General features: G+C 71.8%; 4 protein-coding genes. All 4 read right to left on the reverse strand.

Translation table 11 applies throughout. From position 1 onward, the window contains the following. The coding region (locus B4E30_RS10035; protein WP_286795134.1) for an AI-2E family transporter at window positions 1-495 on the reverse strand (495 nt) is incomplete at its 3' end. Between the two features lie 9 nt (window positions 496-504). After that, a complete protein-coding gene (locus B4E30_RS10040; RefSeq protein ID WP_286795135.1) occupies window positions 505-1,251 on the reverse strand; it encodes a potassium channel family protein in 747 nt (248 codons plus the stop codon). An 80-nt stretch (window positions 1,252-1,331) separates the two neighbouring features. Then, window positions 1,332-2,405, reverse strand: a complete 1,074-nt coding sequence (locus tag B4E30_RS10045; protein WP_286795138.1) for a DUF998 domain-containing protein — start codon at window positions 2,403-2,405, stop codon at window positions 1,332-1,334. Window positions 2,406-2,443: 38 nt separating this feature from the next. After that, on the reverse strand, window positions 2,444-2,905 hold the full coding sequence (locus tag B4E30_RS10050; protein ID WP_286795140.1) for a heat shock protein transcriptional repressor HspR: 462 nt from the start codon (window positions 2,903-2,905) through the stop codon (window positions 2,444-2,446). Window positions 2,906-2,988: the final 83 nt, after the last annotated feature.

The raw sequence follows: 2,988 nt of genomic DNA on the forward strand, positions 1-2,988 counted from the left end.
CAGCACGAAGAAGAACGCCGTGAGCACGCCGAGCACGCTGCCCCCGACCGACGACGCGATCGTCAGCAGGGTCGACGGCGAGAGCAGCGACGCGGTGGCGGCGGCGATCTGATCGTCGAGGCCGAGGCCGCGGAGCCACTCCACGACGGCGAGGGCGGTCCGCTGCAGATCGGCGGCGAAGTCCTGCACGAGCCGCCCGAACTGCACGCCGGCGAAGGCGAGCATGACGGCGAGCACCGCGAGGATGAGGTAGCCGAGCACGATCACGGCGGTGGTGGCCGCCCATCGCGGCCACCCCCTGCGTCGCAGCGCCGTGCCGAGCGGCTGGCAGATGATCACGATGACCGCGCCGAGCACGAGCGGCCCGACGACGTCGCGGCCGATCGAGAGCCCCACGAGCACGATCACCGACGCGGCGAGTCCGATCACGATCCGCAGCGACGGCGACAGCGCCGGAGGCGCGGGGGCGGCGGGTGCGGGGGCGGGACGCTTCACGATGCCAGGCTAGGCGCTCGGCGGGCGGTCGGTGGATGCGGCGCCGTCGCCCGGCCGGCCGAGGCGGGCGCCGAGGTCGTCGATCTGGGCGGCGAGCGCGCGCACCTGCCCGCGCGTGGCGGCTTCGCCCGCGTCATCCGCACCGGCGGCGGCCCGCTCGAGCACCCACGACGCGAAGGTGGCCGAGACGACACCGACGACGGCGATGCCGCCGGTCATGAGCAGCACCGCGATGACGCGACCCCACGCGGTGACCGGCGTGTAGTCGCCGTAGCCGACGGTGGTGATCGTGACGAACGCCCACCACAGGGCGTCGCCGAACGAGGTGATGTTCGCGTTCGGGGCGTCGCGCTCGGCTTCGAGCACCGTGAGGGCGGCGACCCAGATGAGGGTGAGGGCGGCGCCCGCGCCGTAGACGGCGATGCGTGCGCGGAGGGCCGCACCGGCGGTGCGCTGCAGCACGTGGATGACGGTGAGCGCTTTCAGCAGGCGCAGCGGGCGGAGGGCGGGGATCACCACGACGCACAGGTCGAACAGGTGCGTGCGGAACCAGCGGCCCTTCGGCTTGGCGAGGGAGAGCTGCACGACGTAGTCGATCGCGAACACGACCCAGGTGGCGAACATGATCGCCCGGGCGAGGGAGAACTCGCCGCCCTCGAGGTCGGCGATCACCTGCCACGAGTACGCGACGATGAAGGCGAGCGAGGCGATGATCAGCGGCCAGTTCGTGATCTGCTGCCACCGGTCCAACGTCATGCGTTCGAGCCTACGAGCGCTGCGGCGCTCCGCCGCGCAGCCTCGCCGCCCGCGTGCACGCAGGGCCCGCGGGCGGCGGGTCAGGGTGTCGCGTCGGCTTGGAGGGCGGCGGCGTTCCGGATGAACAGGATGATCCACGCGAAGACGAGCACCCCGGCGACCAGCTCCACGGCCGTCAGCGTGTACGCACCGGTCGCGAACATGACCGCCAGCACCACGATGACGCCCACGAACAGCCAGCCGAGGGAGAGGAAGGCGCGCGCGATCCCGGGCACCCACCACTTCAGCGCGATCACCAGCACGCCGAAGGCCACCGCCATCCCGGAAGCGACACCGGTGTGCAGCAGGAAGAACTCGTCGACGGGGAAGACCCCGACGCCCGCGAGGAAGACCCCGACGACGATGAGCGAGATCCGCACGTTCCGCGCGCCGTGCGGGTGCGGCGTCGGGATGCCGATCGTGACGTAGCGGGCGAGGGTGGTCACGATGAAGCCGGCGATGATGAGCGTGATGTTGAACGCGAACGCCGACAGGTCGTCGGTCATCCCGAGCGCACTGAGGTTGAGCTTCCACCACTGCGGATCGCTCGCGGTCAGCATCGCGGTGACGACCCCCTCGACGAGGAAGCCCGCGAGGACGATCGCCAGCAGCGGCAGGTCCATCTGCGTCGCCGAGGCGAACACCGCGTAGGCGGTGACGAACGCCGTCGCACCGCCGAGGGCGATGAGCGGCAACGGGTAGACCTCGGCGCCGATGAAGCTGCGCTCCATGATGCTCGCCACCAGCGTCCACGACAGCAGCGCGATGATCGCGTGTGCGAGCGCGAGCGCGGCGATGTCGAGGTGGTCGAGCACGCGCAGCGGCGCGCCGCGCCGAGCTCGGCGCACCAGATAGCGCCCGGCACCGAAGACGACGAGTGCGACCGTGGCCGAGGCGACCGCGACGAACTGCCCGATGGAATCCGGCCCCGCGATCGGCGCCGCCTCGAGACGGAACACCGGCAGGGTCACGAGCGCGACGACGATGAAGGCGACGACGCCGGCGCTCAGCGAGAGGGATTCCAGCGACCGTTCGGTCGCGCCGTCGAACTCCTGCTGTGCCGCGGCACGCAGCTTCTCGGATCGTCGGGTCGGTGCCGGTGTGGGCGCGTTCACGAGCCACACCCTAGCGAGGCGACGCGCCGCGCGGGAGATCAGGCGTCGGTGTCGTCGTCGGCAGGCGGCAGGGCGCGGTGCGGACGCCACAGCACGACCTCGGTGGCGCGACGCACGCGGGTGCCGTGGCGCAGCGAGATGACCGAGCCGGTCGCGCCCGCCGCGAACACGCGCGCACCGGGGCGTCGCTCGAGCTCGCTCTTCATGCGGTCTTCGAGGTCGCGCACGCGCAGGTGCAGCTCGCGCACCCGGTTCTCCAGTTCGAGGATGCGCGCGATGGCCGGCAGGCTCATGCCCTCCGCCGACATGCGCGCGACCTCTCGCAGCTGGGCGACGTGCCGCAGCGAGTACCGGCGCGACCCGCCCTGGGTGCGCGCGGGCACGACGAGGCCGAGACGGTCGTACTGGCGCAGGGTCTGCGGATGCATCCCCGCCAGCTCCGCGGCGCCGGCGATGGCGAGGATCGGTGCGTCCTCGTCGATCTCGTCGGGGTCCACCATGTGCTCACCTCGTTCCGTTTCGTCTCCTCGCTCCGCTCGTCGCTCAACGACCGGGAAAGGTTGATCCCAAGGTACTCCGCGGC

Source organism: Microbacterium sp. UBA3394, assembly GCF_002358725.1.
Lineage (GTDB): Bacteria > Actinomycetota > Actinomycetes > Actinomycetales > Microbacteriaceae > Microbacterium > Microbacterium luteum.